This is a genomic window from Streptomyces sp. NBC_01176 (assembly GCF_045039825.1).
Lineage (GTDB): Bacteria > Actinomycetota > Actinomycetes > Streptomycetales > Streptomycetaceae > Streptomyces.
Map to the genome: position 1 here is coordinate 4,990,103 of NZ_CP108600.1, position 13,367 is coordinate 5,003,469.

At 69.2% G+C, this 13,367-nt stretch carries 10 protein-coding genes and 1 tRNA gene; 1 reads left to right on the top strand and 10 read right to left on the bottom strand.

Features of this window, described 5'->3' with window-relative positions; translation table 11 throughout:
* Positions 1 to 9 precede the first annotated feature (9 nt).
* Both OG199_RS21490 and OG199_RS21495 read right to left on the bottom strand, forming a co-directional pair.
* Positions 10 to 1,500, bottom strand: a complete 1,491-nt coding sequence (locus OG199_RS21490; RefSeq protein WP_405830830.1) for a hypothetical protein — start codon at positions 1,498 to 1,500, stop codon at positions 10 to 12.
* Between the two features lie 260 nt (positions 1,501 to 1,760).
* The gene (locus OG199_RS21495) at positions 1,761 to 1,889 is read right to left on the bottom strand and encodes a DLW-39 family protein (protein ID WP_003999697.1); all 129 of its coding nucleotides are present in this window, start codon (positions 1,887 to 1,889) and stop codon (positions 1,761 to 1,763) included.
* 337 nt (positions 1,890 to 2,226) lie between these two features.
* Here OG199_RS21495 and OG199_RS21500 point away from each other — a divergent pair, with 337 nt between their 5' ends.
* Positions 2,227 to 2,592 (top strand): DUF6344 domain-containing protein, encoded by a 366-nt coding sequence (locus OG199_RS21500; RefSeq protein WP_356802041.1) that lies wholly within the window; start codon positions 2,227 to 2,229, stop codon positions 2,590 to 2,592.
* Positions 2,593 to 3,036: 444 nt separating this feature from the next.
* On the opposite strand, the gene OG199_RS21505 is transcribed toward OG199_RS21500, so the two are convergent.
* The 8 genes from OG199_RS21505 to dnaN form a co-directional block, all read right to left on the bottom strand.
* Positions 3,037 to 3,113, bottom strand: a tRNA-Ile gene (locus OG199_RS21505).
* A gap of 111 nt (positions 3,114 to 3,224) precedes the next feature.
* Positions 3,225 to 3,968 carry a DUF3566 domain-containing protein gene (locus OG199_RS21510; RefSeq protein ID WP_405830831.1) on the bottom strand — a complete coding sequence of 248 codons (744 nt, stop codon included), beginning with the start codon at positions 3,966 to 3,968 and terminating at the stop codon, positions 3,225 to 3,227.
* An 18-nt stretch (positions 3,969 to 3,986) separates the two neighbouring features.
* A complete protein-coding gene (gene gyrA, locus OG199_RS21515) occupies positions 3,987 to 6,578 on the bottom strand; it encodes a DNA gyrase subunit A (protein ID WP_356802037.1) in 2,592 nt (863 codons plus the stop codon).
* A gap of 42 nt (positions 6,579 to 6,620) precedes the next feature.
* Positions 6,621 to 8,705, bottom strand: a complete 2,085-nt coding sequence (gyrB, locus tag OG199_RS21520; RefSeq protein WP_405830833.1) for a DNA topoisomerase (ATP-hydrolyzing) subunit B — start codon at positions 8,703 to 8,705, stop codon at positions 6,621 to 6,623.
* A gap of 365 nt (positions 8,706 to 9,070) precedes the next feature.
* The gene (locus tag OG199_RS21525; RefSeq protein ID WP_405830834.1) at positions 9,071 to 9,643 is read right to left on the bottom strand and encodes a DUF721 domain-containing protein; all 573 of its coding nucleotides are present in this window, start codon (positions 9,641 to 9,643) and stop codon (positions 9,071 to 9,073) included.
* Entirely contained in the window at positions 9,640 to 10,764 is a 1,125-nt protein-coding gene (gene recF / locus OG199_RS21530; protein WP_356802031.1) for a DNA replication/repair protein RecF, read from the bottom strand. The genes OG199_RS21525 and recF overlap by 4 nt, the downstream gene beginning before the upstream one ends.
* Positions 10,765 to 10,845: 81 nt before the next feature.
* The gene (gene gnd / locus OG199_RS21535; RefSeq protein ID WP_405830836.1) at positions 10,846 to 11,721 is read right to left on the bottom strand and encodes a phosphogluconate dehydrogenase (NAD(+)-dependent, decarboxylating); all 876 of its coding nucleotides are present in this window, start codon (positions 11,719 to 11,721) and stop codon (positions 10,846 to 10,848) included.
* A 160-nt stretch (positions 11,722 to 11,881) separates the two neighbouring features.
* Positions 11,882 to 13,012, bottom strand: a complete 1,131-nt coding sequence (gene dnaN / locus OG199_RS21540) for a DNA polymerase III subunit beta (RefSeq protein WP_356799491.1) — start codon at positions 13,010 to 13,012, stop codon at positions 11,882 to 11,884.
* Between the last annotated feature and the right edge of the window lie 355 nt (positions 13,013 to 13,367).

The following is a 13,367-nucleotide window of genomic DNA, read 5'->3' on the forward strand; positions in this document are numbered from 1 at the left end:
CGGGCGGTTCTACCGGCCCCGCGGCGCCGCGGGGTCCCCGGGCAGGGCATGGGCCGCCGGCGAAGCCGTCGTGGCCGCGTCCCCGGCCGCCGCCCACACCCTCGCCCGCCGCCGTGCGACCGCCGTCCACACCGCGAGCACCAGCAACAGGGCGGTCCCCGTGCCGAGGCCGCCCGCGGCGACCACCTTCATGTGCCGGTCCACGCCGCTGCCCGAAGCCCCCGCGCGTCCCCCGGCGCCCGCCACCGCCCCGCCGGAGACCTCCGCCGGGGCACCGGCCGCGGCGTCGAACACGTCCCGGGGATCCGCCCGCCCCGCGTACGCCGGGCCCGCGTGGGCGGCGCCCTCCACCCGTACGCGCAAGGTCAGCCCGAACGGCCCGTCGCCGAACTTCCCGGCGACCTGCGCGGCGAGGTGGACGGCGAGGTAGTACGAACCCGCGAACCGCATGCTGCTGGTCCGGTCGTTGAGGGCGTAGCGGTTCTCGTACGCGACGGGCGGCAGCGGATCCAGTGCCGCGGCTCGCTGGCTGCCGTCGTATCCACAGCCCACGTCGTCGACGAACCCGCGGACGGGGTTGTAGAGGGACACGACCAGGGCCGTGCCCACGAACCCGTCACCACCGGTCGAGCTGCCGAGCTCCGCGCCGGCGTAGAACTGCTGCCCCCAGTCGACCGGCACCCTGTAGAAGAGCGTCTGCCCGGGACTGATCCGGTCCTTCCAGACCCCCTTGTCGAGGGCGCCGGCCGTGGCGAACCCCGCGCCGCCCGCCCGGGTCCGCGCGTCTCCCTGAAGGGCTTCGGGCGAGGCGGAGTTCCACGTCTCGGGGGCTCTCGTCGAACCGGCCTTCTTCAGGGCGGGTTCCGACACGTAGCCGAGTTCCAGATCCCAGTCGCCGGGGGAGCGGGACGAGGACGCCGACGAGCCGGACGTGGCGACGCGCTCGACCACCATGTAGTACGTCCCCGCCGTCTGGCAGGAGTACTTGGTGGGGCCGATCTCGCGGGACGCCCAGGCGGCGACGGGATGCGGGCTCTCGGAGGCGCCGAAGTGGGCGGCCGCGGAGGAGGAGCAGCGGCGGCCGTTGTCGTCCTGGACGGAGACCTTGACGCCGTCCGCGTAGGAGACCGTGGCGCCCGGCCCGGGAACGGCGGTGGCGGAGACGTACGCGTTGGACGTGGCGTCGAGCGCGAGGCGGTAGTAGAGCTTGCCGCCCTCACCGAGGGAACTCCGGTACGTCCTTCCGGGCTCCAGCCGTGCGGCGTTCGTGGTGGTCGTCGTGCCTTCGACCGTCGTGTCGTCCGCGGCGTAGGCGTACGGCCTCGGTGTACCGGACTCCGCCACGGGAGAGGTCGCCGAGGCCCTCCCCGTCAACGCGGCCGACGCGCACAGCGCCGCTCCCAGGGCCAGGGCCCCGAGCGCCCGCCCGTACCGTGACGGCGCTCGCCGTCCCACCGTGCGGCGTCCCACCGTGCGCCGCCCCATCACGCGCCGCCCCATTTCACGCGCCACCCCTCGTCGTCACCCCGGACCGTGGCCATCCTGCCCCGTCGGCCACGGGTTCGCCCTTGCTATCTGACAAGCGGCCGAAACCGCCTGTCCGGAGAGCAGGATGTTTTGCTCCTGCGATCAATGCGTCTGCGGAAGCGAACGGCGGACGGACCGGGAGGCGGGCCGGCAGCGAGGTGGTGTCGGGCCCGGAAAACACAAAACCCCGACCGCGAGGCGGCCGGGGTCTGCTCTGAGACTGGTGTCGGTACTCACGAACCCGTGGGTACGGAGTCAGTCGCCTCCGTCCACAGATCCTGCTCGGCGCGATCCGCCTGGATCTGGCGGTACACGAGGAGTCCGCCGATGGCGGCCAGTGCGACCAGGAGAAGCTTCTTCACCGCGCGACCTCGTCTTTCTTGACGTAGGGGACCTCTGGCGCCCGACTATACACACCGACCGATATCGATCGGTGACCTGCATCGACCCCCAACTCCCGTCCGGCGGAGAGCAGTAGGACGGGGCGTGACCACTCCGATCTCAGGGTGATCACACCTCACACACGGTGACCTTTCGCTGCGCTTTTGTGGTTTTTGCGGGCTTCAGAGACGTCTTGCGCCCATACGGGTGGTGTTCATCGGAACATCGACGCGCCATGAGCGTCGGTCCACCACTTCGCGGCCCGCTTACACATCATGAGGAAAGTACGCAAATCGCCTGACCCGAAAGTGAGGGGCCATGACCCAGAACAAGGTCATGAAGCTGTGGACCGTCATCGTGACCGCCTTCCTGGCGCTCTGCACGACGCTCGGATTCATCACGACCGCCGCGGCCGCGGCCGTACCGCAGGCCGGACCGACGCACAACAGCGCGGCCTCCGTGACAGTGCCGGCGCCGGCCCCATGGATGGCGTCCTACAGTCGGGCCCTGCCCCCCACGATGAAACAACGTATCCACGCCGAGGCCCACGGCTCCTCACCGAGCTGCCGGCACCGCCCGCGGGTCGATGCCGAAGCGAGCGGCCTCACCGCCCTCCGCGCCCTCGACGCCACGACCGACGGTGATACGTCCCTCCAGCACGGCGAGGCCCCTCTCCAGCGCTGACGCGTACCGCACCACCTCATCGACCCTGCCCCTCCTGCCCGACGTAGCGGCGAACTTGCGTACACCGCCACACCCGGAAACCGAAGGCCCGGCACCTCGAAAGAGCTGCCGGGCTTTCTCATGCGCGGACGCCGGCGGGGATCCCCCCTCGGCTCCGTATGCGGTCTTCGTCCCGCCGGACACACGGCGCTCAGAGGTTCTCCTGGCGCCGCCGGCCGATCACCGCTGTTGACCGATCACCGCCGCTGGCCACGCGCACACAGAACTCGGATCCGCCGAGTGACCTCTCACCTGCTCCCCTTCCAGGTCGCCCGCCGAGCCGGGAGACCTTCACCTCGCAGCTGAGAGTGGTGTCCCGTCGCTCCGGCCGACGCATCCCCGGAGGCTGGTGTCGGCCGTGGATGCCAAAAACCCCCGGTCCTGGTGGACCGGGGGTCTTCGTGCTGGTGGGGCTAACAGGATTTGAACCTGTGGCCTCATCCTTATCAGGGATGCGCTCTAACCAACTGAGCTATAGCCCCGCCGCGCTTTGCGGTGTGTGTCCCGCGCGCTGACCTCTGAAGATTAGCGCACGACGCGGCCAGTCCCAAAATCGGTATCCCAGGCCCCTGGCGGAGGCTCCGAGACCGCTGTTATTCGTCCTCGGCGAGGGTCAGCTCAATGCCGCCGACGAAGCCCGCGGAGAGGTTGTAGATGAAGGATCCGAGCGTCGCGAGCGCCGTGGCGAGCACGACGTCGATGACCGCGATGATCGACGTGAACAGCAGGACGTTCGGCAGGGAGAGGAACGACTGCAGGTCGAAACCGTTCGACTCGTTCGACCCCGTCGCCTCGGAGATCGTGCCGCCGACCGTCGAGAAGACGCCCATGGCATCCATGACCATCCACAGCACCGCCGCCGCCACGATCGTGCAGATGCCGAGCGCGATGGAGAGCAGGAAGCTGACCTTCATCACCGACCACGGGTCGGTCTTGGCCACCCGCAGCCGCGCCTTGCGGGTACGCGGCGTGGTGCGCGCCCCCGTCCGAGGCCGGCGCACGGCGCCCGACGGCGTCTGCGCCGCGTACGCCTGCGGCGGGTGATACGGCTGCGAGGACTGCTGCGGTTGCCGCTCCCCCGGCAGTGCGGAGGCGGCCGGCGGAGCGGTCGGCGCACCGGGCGCCGCCTTGGTCGTGGCAGGACCGGCCGCGGCCGGTCCGCCCGGAGCCGCGGGGCCCGCTCCGGCCGCGTACTGCTGGCCCTGCGGACCTCGGGTGTCCGTCACAGTTCCCCCCTGGGATCCATGAGAGTCATGGGAGTCAGTCGCGTCCGTGGCGGGGCCACGGCCGCCGTCCGTGTCCGTACCGGTCGGTCCGGCGCCCGTGGCTCCGCTCACGATGACTCACTCCTCGCGCTACTCGGACGAGGACTGCTCGCCCTCGTCCGTGCCGACGGCCTCGATGCCCTCGGCGGTCTCGTCCTCGGCGCCCTCGCCGTCGACTTCCTCGGCCTCGCGGCCGGCCTCGGCGTTACGTGCGATGCCCACCACGGCATCGCGCTTGCCCAGGTTGATCAGTTGGACGCCCATGGTGTCACGGCCCGTCTCCCTGACCTCGTTGACTCGCGTACGAATCACACCGCCGGACAGGGTGATGGCGAGGATCTCATCGGTCTCCTCGACCACCAGCGCGCCGACGAGCGAGCCGCGGTCCTCGACGATCTTGGCGGCCTTGATACCGAGGCCGCCGCGACCCTGGACGCGGTACTCGTCGACGGCGGTGCGCTTCGCGTACCCACCGTCTGTGGCAGTGAACACGAACGTACCGGGTCGAACAACATTCATCGAGAGCAGTTGGTCCCCCTCGCGGAAACTCATGCCCTTGACGCCCGAGGTGGCACGGCCCATCGGTCGCAACGCGTCGTCCGTTGCAGTGAACCTGATCGACTGGGCCTTTTTGCTGATCAGAAGCAGATCGTCCTCGGCCGAGACGAGTTCGGCTCCGATCAGTTCGTCATCGGATCCGTCCTCCGTCTCCCGGAGATTGATCGCGATGACGCCGCCCGAGCGCGGGGAATCGTAATCCTTCAGTGGCGTCTTCTTCACCAGGCCGCCCTTGGTGGCCAGGACCAGGTAGGGCGTCGCCTCGTAGTCGCGGATCGCGAGGATCTCGGCGATCGCCTCGTCCGGCTGGAAGGCCAGCAGGTTCGCGACGTGCTGCCCGCGGGCGTCACGCCCGGCGTCCGGCAGCTCGTACGCCTTCGCCCGGTAGACACGGCCCTTGTTCGTGAAGAACAGCAGCCAGTGGTGCGTCGTCGACACGAAGAAGTGGTCGACGATGTCGTCCTGCTTCAGCTTCGCGCCGCGCACACCCTTGCCGCCACGCTTCTGCGAGCGGTAGTCCTCGGTCTTCGTCCGCTTGATGTAGCCACCGCGCGTGATGGTGACGACGATGTCCTCTTCGGCGATCAGGTCCTCGATGGACATGTCGCCGTCGAACGGCACCAGCTTGGAGCGGCGGTCGTCGCCGAACTTCTCGACGATCGCGGCGAGCTCCTCGCTGATGATGCCGCGCTGGCGCACCGGCGAAGCCAGGATCGCGTTGTACTCGGTGATCTTCGCCTGGAGCTCGTCGTGCTCCTGGATGATCTTCTGGCGCTCCAGGGCGGCCAGTCGCCGCAGCTGCATCTCGAGGATGGCGTTCGCCTGGATCTCGTCGATCTCCAGGAGGCCCATCAGGCCCTCTCGCGCGATCTCCACGGTGTCACTGCGTCGGATGAGCGCGATGACCTCGTCGATGGCGTCCAGGGCCTTCAGGAGGCCACGCAGGATGTGCGCGCGCTCCTCGGCCTTGCGCAGCCGGAACTTGGTCCGCCGGACGATGACCTCGATCTGGTGCGTCACCCAGTGCCGGATGAACGCGTCCAGCGACAGCGTGCGCGGGACGCCGTCGACCAGCGCCAGCATGTTGGCGCCGAAGTTCGACTGCAGATCGGTGTGCTTGTAGAGGTTGTTCAGGACGACCTTGGCGACCGCGTCCCTCTTGAGCACGATCACGAGCCGCTGGCCCGTGCGCGAGCTGGTCTCGTCGCGGACGTCGGCGATGCCGCCGACCTTGCCGTCCTTGACCAGGTCGGCGATCTTCTGGGCGAGGTTGTCGGGGTTGGTCTGGTAGGGGAGTTCGGTGACCACCAGGCACTGGCGGTTCTGGATCTCCTCGACGTCGACGACCGCGCGCATCGTGATGGAGCCACGGCCCGTGCGGTACGCCTCCTCGATGCCCTTGCGGCCCACCACCAGGGCGCCACTCGGGAAATCCGGGCCCTTGATGCGCTCGATCAGGGCGTCCAGAAGCTCCTCGTGGGAGGCGTCGGGGTTCTCCAGGTACCACTGGGCGCCGGCCGCGACCTCGCGCAGGTTGTGCGGCGGGATGTTCGTGGCCATACCGACCGCGATGCCCGCCGAGCCATTGATCAGCAGGTTCGGGAAGCGGGCCGGCAGGACCGTCGGCTCCTGGTTGCGGCCGTCGTAGTTGTCCGTGAAATCGACGGTCTCCTCGTCGATGTCGCGGACCATCTCCATGGACAGCGGCTTCAGCTTGCACTCGGTGTACCGCATGGCGGCGGCCGGGTCGTTGCCGGGAGAGCCGAAGTTGCCGTTGGAGTCCACCAGCGGCATCCGCATCGACCACGGCTGCGCGAGGCGGACCAGCGCGTCGTAGATCGAGGAGTCGCCGTGCGGGTGGTAGGTGCCCATGACGTCGCCGACGACGCGCGCGCACTTGTAGAAGCCCTTCTCGGGCCGGTAGCCGCCGTCGTACATGGCGTACAGGACGCGGCGGTGGACGGGCTTGAGACCGTCCCGCACGTCGGGCAGCGCGCGCGACACGATGACGGACATCGCGTAGTCGAGGTACGAGCGCTGCATCTCGGTCTCGAGCCCGACGGGCTCGATGCGCAGGGCGATCTCGCCCTCTTCAGGGATGCTCGGGGTGTTCTCGTCGGTCATTGCTGGTGCAGATCCTTTCTGACGCGGTCAGCTGAGACCGACTCAGATGTCGAGGAAGCGGACGTCCTTGGCGTTGCGCTGGATGAACGCGCGGCGCGCCTCGACGTCCTCGCCCATGAGGACCGAGAACAGGTCGTCGGCCTGGGCGGCGTCGTCGAGCGTGACCTGACCGAGGACGCGGTGCTCCTGGTCCATGGTCGTGATGCGCAGTTCCTCGGCGTTCATCTCACCGAGACCCTTGAATCGCTGGATCGAGTCCTCACGGACGCGCTTGCCGGCCTGACGGCCCAGTTCGATCAGCGCGTCGCGCTCACGGTCCGAGTACGCGTACTCGAAGTCGTCCCGGCCCCACTTGATCTTGTAGAGCGGCGGGCGCGACAGGAACACGTGACCGGCCTCGACCAGCGGCCGCATGAAGCGGAACAGGAAGGTCAGCAGCAGGGTGTTGATGTGCTGGCCGTCGACGTCGGCGTCCGCCATCAGGATGATCTTGTGATAGCGGAGCTTCTCGATGTCGAAGTCCTCGTGGACTCCGGTGCCGAAGGCGGAGATCAGTGCCTGGATCTCCTGGTTCTGCAGGATCTTGTCGATCCGCGCCTTCTCGACGTTGAGGATCTTTCCCCGGATCGGGAGGATCGCCTGGTACTGCGGGTTGCGGCCGGACTTGGCCGAGCCGCCGGCGGAGTCACCCTCGACGATGAAGATCTCGCACTTGGTGGGGTCGTTCGACTGGCAGTCGGACAGCTTGCCGGGCAGGGACGCCGACTCCAGCAGGCCCTTGCGTCGGGTGAGGTCACGCGCCTTGCGGGCCGCCACGCGCGCGGTGGCCGCCTGGATCGACTTGCGGATGATGTCCGCGGCCTCGTTCGGGTTGCGGTCCAGCCAGTCGTTGAGGTGCTCGTAGACCGCGCGCTGGACGAAGGTCTTCGCCTCCGTGTTGCCCAGCTTGGTCTTCGTCTGGCCCTCGAACTGCGGCTCACTCAGCTTGACCGAGATGATCGCGGTCAGACCCTCGCGGATGTCGTCACCCGTGAGGTTGTCGTCCTTCTCGCGGAGCAGCTTCTTGTCGCGCGCGTACTTGTTGATCAGCGAGGTCAGCGCCGCACGGAAGCCCTCCTCGTGCGTACCGCCCTCGTGCGTGTGGATGATGTTGGCGAAGGAGTACACGCCCTCGCTGTATCCGCTGTTCCACTGCATCGCGACTTCGAGGGACAGGCTCTTGTCCTTGTCCTCCGCCTCGAGGTCGATGACGGTGGGGTGCACCACGTCTCCCTTGCGGGAGTTGAGGTACTTCACGAAGTCGACGATGCCGCCTTCGTAGTGATACGCGACGGACTTGACCTCGTCCTTCTCGTCCGCGCCCGCCTCGTCCGCGCCCGCGGTGGCCTTCGCCGACTCACGCTCGTCCGTGAGCCTGATCGTCAGGCCCTTGTTGAGGAACGCCATCTCCTGGAAGCGCCGCGAGAGCGTCTCGAAGGAGTACTCCGTGGTCTCGAAGATGTCCGCGTCGGCCCAGAAGGTGACCGACGTGCCGGTCTCCTCGGTGGCCTCGTGCTGGACCAGCGGGGCCGTCGGGACGCCCATCTTGTAGTCCTGCGTGTGGCGGTGGCCGTCCGTCCTGACCTCGACGGACACCTTGCTCGACAGGGCGTTCACGACGGAGACGCCGACGCCGTGCAGACCACCGGAGACCGCGTAGCCGCCGCCGCCGAACTTGCCGCCCGCGTGCAGGACGGTCAGCACGACCTCGAGGGCCGGCTTGCCCTCCGAGGCGACGATGCCCACCGGGATGCCGCGGCCGTTGTCGATCACGCGCACGCCGCCGTCCGGCAGGATCGTGACGTCGATCGTGTCCGCGTGGCCGGCCAGCGCCTCGTCGACGGAGTTGTCGACGACCTCGTACACGAGGTGGTGAAGTCCGCGCTCACCGGTCGAGCCGATGTACATGCCGGGTCGCTTGCGGACCGCGTCCAGACCCTCGAGGACGGTGATGGCACTGGCGTCGTACGAGGCCGTGACCTCGCCGTTCGAGGCGGTGGCCCCGGCGACGGCGCCTGCGTCGGTGGACGGGATGTTCTCGTTGGGGTTGCCGGAATCGGCCACGAAGCGCCCTTTCTGGCACAGCACAAACCAGGCTCGTCGGCGGGTTGCCGGAGCGGCTGCGGCACGTTGCGTTGGTAAGCCTTGATCAGCGTTGCTCAGCTTCTCCCGGACGGTCCCCACAAGTGGGGCGGGATTAGCTTCCAGTCTACCGGTAGCGCCGACAGTGATGGGGGTTTGCCGGTACCTGAGTCCGCATGTGCCGCCCTGAACCCGCCTCGCCCGACTCCCCATATGCGGCCCCGGCCTCAAAGAGGCTCACAGAGGCACTCAGCGCTTCCGGGTGTCAACCCTTCGCTACTGCGGAGTCAGGTCGGTGTTCGCAACCGCGTGCGGTTGCCCGTCCCCACCGCGAGCGCCCGCCTCCGGCGCCCGGTTCCCGCGGACCACGGTCACCCGTAGGTGTCGCCCGGACCCGTGCTCCCGGGGGCGCGCAGGGGCCCGAACCGGCGCGGGGGACCCCCGGGACCCTGCACCTTGATCAGCCGCACCGTGCCGTGTCCGAGATCCTGGTTCAGCCGCGCGACCAGCTGCGGTGCGAGCAACCGCAGCTGGGTGGCCCAGGCCGTCGAGTCGCACTGCACGGTCAGCACCCGCTCCGCCGGGTCGTCGTCGTACCGCAGCGGGACGCAGTGCTTGGCCAGGTCGTCGCCGACGATCTGCGGCCAGCGCCCCATCACCCCGCCCACCGCGGCCGGGGTCTCCCAGCCGCGCTCGGTCAGCAGCCGGTTGATCGCGGCGCCCAGCGCCATCGGGTCGCGCCCGTCGGCGCGCGCGCCGGAGCGCAGCCCGCCCCGCCGCGCCTGCTTCTTCTGCTGGGCGGCGTCCCCACGCGCGCGTGCCTGTTCCTTCGCGGCGCGCAGCGCCACCCGCGCGAGGTCGACGCCGGACGGCTCGGGGGTCTTCCCGACGGCCTCACCGGCCGGCGCGGACGGCTCCGGGATCCACGGTGTGTTCTCCGTCATACCCGCTCCACCGTGCCCTCCGAGACGGCGTAGCGCGTCCCCGCCAGGACGCCCGGCACGTCGTCGTCGACCGCCGCCGTCACCAAAACCTGCTCGCCCGGAGCCACGAGTTCCGCGAGGCGTTCCCTCCTGCGGGTGTCCAGCTCGGCGAAGACGTCGTCGAGGACCAGGACCGGCTCGTTGCCCTCGGCCCTGAGGAGGTCGTACGAGGCCAGTCGCAGCGCCAGCGCGTACGACCAGGACTCCCCGTGTGACGCGTATCCCTTCGCGGGCAGCTCGCCCAGCTTGAGCAGCAGCTCGTCGCGGTGCGGGCCGACCAGGGTGACGCCCCGTTCGATCTCCGGCTTGCGGGACTCCGCGAGGGCCGCCATCAGCTGCTCGTACAGCTCATCGCGGGTGTGGCCGGTGAGGACGGCCGAGGAGGGCTTGTACTCCAGGGCGACGGGTCCCCCGCCGGGCGCCAGCTGTTCGTAGGCCTTGTCGGCCAGCGGCTGGATCGCGGCGACCAGGTCGAGCCGCTGGGCGAGCAGTTCGGCGCCCACCCGCGCGAGGTGCTGGTCCCACACGTCGAGCGTGGAGAGGTCCATGGTGCGGCCGCCGTGACGGCGGGCCAGCGCGGCCGACTTGAGGAGGGTGTTGCGCTGCTTGAGGACCCGGTCGTAGTCGGAGCGGACGCCCGCCATCCGCGGCGAGCGGGCCGTGATCAGTTCGTCGAGGAAGCGGCGCCGCTCACCGGGGTCGCCCTTGACCAGCGCGAGGTCCTCGGGTGCGAACAGCACCGTCCGTACGATGCCGAGCACGTCACGGGGCTTGACCTGCGAGGACCTGTTGACGCGGGCGCGGTTGGCCCGGCCGGGGTTCAGCTCCAGCTCGATGAGCTGCTGCCGGTCGCCCTGTCGGACGTTGGCGCGGATGACCGCCCGCTCGGCGCCCATCCGCACCAGGGGCGCGTCGGAGGAGACCCGGTGGCTGCCGAGGCTCGCGAGGTACCCGACCGCCTCGACCAGGTTCGTCTTGCCCTGCCCGTTGGGGCCCACGAACGCGGTGACGCCCGGGTCGAGCGGAACCTCGACCCGGGCGTAGGAGCGGAAGTCGGCCAGCGACAGGTGCGTGACGTGCATGGTCGTTCGCCGACCTCCCCCAAGGAATCCGATCCTGGCCTTCCGGCCCGGGATCTGTGGATACGGATGTGGATCTGTGGATTACTTCTGCTCGACGGCGTGGCCGCCGAACTGGTTGCGCAGTGCCGCGACCATCTTCATCTGCGGCGAGTCGTCCTGGCGCGAGGCGAACCGTGCGAACAGGGACGCGGTGATCGCGGGGAGCGGTACCGCGTTGTCGATGGCGGCCTCGACGGTCCAGCGGCCCTCGCCGGAGTCGTCCGCGTAACCGCGCAGCTTGTCCAGGTGCTCGTCGTCGTCCAGGGCGTTGACGGCCAGGTCCAGCAGCCAGGAACGGATGACCGTGCCCTCCTGCCAGGAACGGAAGACCTCGCGCACGTCGGTGACGGAGTGGACCTTCTCCAGGAGCTCCCAGCCCTCGGCGTAGGCCTGCATCATGGCGTACTCGATGCCGTTGTGGACCATCTTGGAGAAGTGGCCGGCGCCGACCTTGCCGGCGTGCACGAAGCCGGAGTCGCCCTCGGGCTTGAGCGCGTCGAAGACGGGCTGGACCCTGGCGACGTGTTCGGCGTCGCCGCCGACCATCAGCGCGTAGCCGTTCTGCAGGCCCCAGACGCCGCCGGAGACGCCGGCGTCGACGAAGCCGATGCCCTTGGCGGCCAGTTCCCCGGCGTGCTTCTCGTCGTCCGTCCAGCGGGAGTTGCCGCCGTCGACGACGGTGTCGCCGGGCTCCAGCAGGTCGCCGAGCTGGTCGATGGTGGACTGGGTCGCGGCACCGGCCGGCACCATCACCCACACCACACGCGGGGCCTCGAGCGCGCCCACCAGCTCTTCGAGGCTGTGGACGTCGGCGAGTTCCGGATTGCGGTCGTATCCGATGACAGTGTGGCCTGCGCGGCGGATGCGCTCGCGCATGTTGCCGCCCATCTTGCCGAGGCCGACGAGACCGAGCTCCATCAGTTGTTCCTTAGGTTTTCGACGTGGCGTGAGGGCACTTTCGTACCTGTGTCTGAGCCTAAACCCGGACGCTCACGCACACCTGTGGGCATAGCCGCTCAGGCGTACGCCCCACCTGCGGATTCGCCCGCCGGCCGGGTGGACCGGCGGGCTCAGGGCCTCAGCCCGACAGGCGCACCGGCATGATCAGGTACTTGTAGGCCTCGTCCGCCTCGGCGTCCACGGCGGGCCTGCCACTGAGCAGCGCGGGCTTCGTGGACGTCGTGAACGACAGCTGCGCGACCGGGGAGTCGATGGCGCTCAGACCGTCGAGCAGAAACGTCGGGTTGAAGGCGATCGAGACGTCGTCGCCCTCCAGCTGCGCGTCGACCCTTTCCACAGCCTGTGCGTCGTCGCTGGAGCCGGCCTCCAGGATCAGCACACCCTGCTCGAAGCTCAGCCGCACCGGGGTGTTGCGCTCGGCGACCAGGGCCACGCGCTTGACGGCCTCCACGAAGGGGGCGGTCTCGATGACGGCGATGGAGTTGAACTCCGTCGGGAACAGCGAGCGGTACTTCGGGAGGTCGCCTTCGAGCAGCCGGGTGGTCGTACGCCGCCCCGCGCCCTCGAAGCCGATCAGGCCCTCGCCCGCACCGGAGCCGGACAGCGCCAGGATCACGCTGTCGCCGCTCGTGAGGGCCTTGGCGGTGTCCAGAAGCGTCTTGGCGGGCACCAGGGCGACCGCGGACGCCTCCGGGTTCTCCGGCTTCCACAGGAACTCGCGGACCGCGAAGCGGTAGCGGTCGGTGGAGGCCAGCGTGACCGTGTCGCCCTCGATCTCGATGCGCACACCGGTGAGGACGGGGAGCGTGTCGTCGCGCCCGGCGGCGATGGCCACCTGCGCGGCGGCCGAGGCGAAGACCTCGCCCGGGACGGTGCCGGTCGCCGACGGCATCTGCGGCAGTGCCGGGTACTCCTCCACAGGCAGGGTGTGGAGGGTGAACCGGGAGGAGCCGCAGACCACCGTCGCCCGTACACCGTCTGTGGAGATCTCCACCGGCCGGTTGGGGAGGGCGCGGCAGATGTCCGCGAGCAGCCGGCCGGAGACCAGGACCGTGCCCTCCTCCTCGACCTCCGCGTCCACGGAGACACGGGCCGAGACCTCGTAGTCGAAGCTGGAGAGGCTCAGGGCGCCCTCCTCGGCCTTCAGAAGGAGGCCGGCGAGCACAGGCGCCGGCGGACGGGCCGGGAGGCTGCGAGCCGCCCAGGCCACTGCCTCCGCGAGTACGTCGCGTTCCACCCGGATCTTCACCGTTGCCGCCTCCGTCTGTTGCCGGCGCTCTCGCCCTGCTGGCCTTCGTCGTCTGACTCGGTGTCTTTCGACCCGCTGAGGGGAAGGACACCGGGGAACAGTCTGACGCACCGCACTGACAGTCGGTGCCCCTCAGGGTCAAGTCGTGCCGAGCCGCAGCTGAGGCTCCGGGAGCGAGTTGTGCACAGCCCCCACTTCGAAACGATTCCCAGGCTCTCTCTAGTTGGTCTTAGTAGTAGGGCCTGTGGAAACCGTGGATAACCCCGTTTTCGCAGGTCAGCCTGGATTTTTTGTCCACCGACCCTGTGGGTGGAGGCGGTGGAAAACCGGGGGCATCTGTGGACGGCGAAAAGTT

Coding starts and splice junctions, on each gene's coding strand:
- OG199_RS21490 (WP_405830830.1), bottom strand. CDS start 1,500: ATGGGGCGGCGCGTGATGGGGCGGCGCACGGTGGGACGCCGCACGGTG.
- OG199_RS21500 (WP_356802041.1), top strand. CDS start 2,227: ATGACCCAGAACAAGGTCATGAAGCTGTGGACCGTCATCGTGACCGCC.
- gyrA (WP_356802037.1), bottom strand. CDS start 6,578: ATGACCGACGAGAACACCCCGAGCATCCCTGAAGAGGGCGAGATCGCC.
- OG199_RS21525 (WP_405830834.1), bottom strand. CDS start 9,643: ATGACGGAGAACACACCGTGGATCCCGGAGCCGTCCGCGCCGGCCGGT.
- recF (WP_356802031.1), bottom strand. CDS start 10,764: ATGCACGTCACGCACCTGTCGCTGGCCGACTTCCGCTCCTACGCCCGG.
- gnd (WP_405830836.1), bottom strand. CDS start 11,721: ATGGAGCTCGGTCTCGTCGGCCTCGGCAAGATGGGCGGCAACATGCGC.